At 71.7% G+C, this 2,441-nt stretch carries 1 protein-coding gene; it reads right to left on the bottom strand.

Annotated elements, in window-relative coordinates; all coding sequences use genetic code 11:
* Positions 1-2,151: winged helix-turn-helix domain-containing protein (locus AC1DU6_RS27420; RefSeq protein WP_477860985.1), on the bottom strand; the 2,151-nt coding region annotated here is incomplete at its 3' end.
* Positions 2,152-2,441 lie beyond the last annotated feature (290 nt).

Here is a 2,441-nt window from a genome sequence, read left to right as displayed (position 1 = left end):
GACCGAGTTGCCGACCCCGCCTTCGCCGTCCGCCAGCAGACCGCGCCAGGCGGCGATGGCTTCGTCGCGCCGGCCCTGCAGCGCGGCGAGCTGGGCCTGCAGGCCCAGCAGCGGCCGTGGCCGGTGCGGCATGACGAGGTCAGGCAGGTCCGCACCGATGCGCACCAGGCACTCCAGGCCCTCGGCCAGCGCCTCAAGGTTGCCGATGGCGGCCGCCATGCGCGACATGGCAAAGGTCGCATGCCAGCCGCCCCATGCACCATAGCCCGGCACATGCTCGGCCAGGCGCAGCCGCATCAGGGCCAGGGCTTCGTCATGGCGGCCGGCGATCAGGTCGAACATCGCATGCAGGGCCTGGCCCTGGTTGCGCGCGATGACGATGCGACCCAACCAGGCCGCATCGGCTTCGGCATGAGCCAGCATCTGCCGGGATTCGGCCAGGCGGCCCTGCCAGAACAGGTTCCAGGCCTGGGACGTGTGCGCGTTGACGCCGAAGGGCAGCGACCGGTTGCCCAGCACCTGCATCGCGCCACGGTACCAGCGGTCGGCCACCGGCGACATGCCGACGCAGCTGATCTGGCGCGGCGACGGCGAGCAGATGTACCAGCTCTCCAGCGTGGTCGTGTTCAGCAGCTCGGTGACAAGGGCGTCGAACAGCGGCGCAACGGCATCGAAGCGGCAGCTTTCCATCGCATGCCAGGTGCGGCCCAGCAGCGTCACGCGGCGCAGCTCGCCGCTCAGCGCAAACGGGTCGAGGTCGCGCAGCAGGGCTTCAGCCTCCTGGAGGCGGCCCTGCGCGATCAGCAGGATGCTGCGATGGCCGCGCGCAGCGAGCAGACCGGCCTCGTCGCCGCGCGCGTCGAACAGCGCCTCGGCGCGGCTCTGATGCCATTCGGCCTGCTGGGCCTCCCACAGCACCCACAGCGCCAGCGCCTTGACGCGATGCAGTTCGGGGCTGGACTCGGCAAAGGCAGGGTCGAAGCGCCGGGTCAGGTCCAGCAGGCCCTGGGCGCCGAGCTGGTTCATCAGCAAGGCGCCGTCTGCCAGCAGCAGCTCGGCAGCGCGCTCGGGGCGGCCGGCGGCCAGCAACAGGCTCTGGCGGCGCACCGCGTCCGTCTCCAGCATCGCGGCGCGCTCCAGTTGCTGGCGGTAGACCTCGGGCTGCTCCTGGCGCAGGCGCTGTTGCAGCATGTCGCGCAAGAGCTGGTGCAGGCGCAGCGTGTGGGGCGCCAGGTCGACGACAGTCACGAAGAGCGAGAGGCGCTCCATATCGGCCAGCCAGCCGGCGGCGTGGGCGTCCTCTCCCAGCGCCTGGCAGCGCGCGGCGTCCAGTTCGTGCAGCACGCTGGTGCGCAGCAGGAAGCCGCGCAGGCCGGGTTCCAGCCGGTCCAGTACCTCGGCGGCCAGGTAGTCGAAGGTGGCGCGGTCGATGGCCGCGGGCAGGCGCTGGCCTGCGCCCAGAGCCAGGCGCAACCCGGCGGGCCAGCCCTGGCAGCGCTCGTAGAGCCCCGCCGCGGCGGTTTCGTCCAGGCCCGCGGCCTGGGCCAGTTGCTCGACCTCGCCGCGCGCCAGCGCCAGCTCGACGGGGCCGATGTCAGCCAGCTCGCCGGCGGCCCGCAGCCGCGCCAGGCGCAGCGCGGGATCGTGGCGGGCGGCCAGTACCAGGCGCCAGCGCTCGCCCATGCGGGCCAGCCAGCGGTCCAGGAACTGCAAGGAGGCGGGGTCGACGAGGTGGTGGGCATCGTCCAGCACGATCAGGCCATGCTCGACCTCGCAGGCCTCCAGCGCGTTCAGCATCGCGTCGGCCACGGTGACGATCTCGGTGCCGCCGCGCAGGGCCGCGTCGCGCAGGCCCTCGGGCGCCGTGCGCCAGGGTGGGTCGTAGGGCTCGAAGGCGGCGAACAGGCAGTCCAGCAGGCGGCCGAGGTCGTCGCCTTCGTCCAGGGCCACCCAGGCAATGGCCGTGTCGGCACCGGCATCGGCCAGGGCCTGGGTCAGCAACGACGTCTTGCCATAGCCGGCAGGCGCGCAGATCAACAGCACGCGGTGAGCATCCAGCGCGCGCTGCACGTCGGCCAGCAGGGCCGGGCGTGGCAGCAGCAGGCCGGCACGCGGGCGCGGCGCACGGGTCTTGGTGTGGGCGAGAGCCATGGGCGCGGATGCTAGTTCACAGACCCCGGGCTTGAGGGGGTGAGATGGCTTCATTGGCTAACGATTGCCTAACGGTCGCTCTCCAGACTGGCGCACAACCTGATCGGAGACCCCACCATGAAGCTTGCCCGTCTGCTGCTGCCCCTGACCCTTGCCGCCAGCCTTGGCGCCCATGCCCAGCAGGGTGTGAGCCTGGCAACCGGATTCACCGACTTCACCAGTTGGTCGCTGTATGGCAGCGCGACGGCGTCCAACATGACGCCGGGCAACGGCTTCACCTACAGCGACCT

The organism is Roseateles sp. P5_B10 (genome assembly GCF_056400485.1).
The sequence above is the reverse complement of the archived record's forward strand: the minus strand, read 5'-3'. Positions and strand labels throughout refer to the sequence as shown.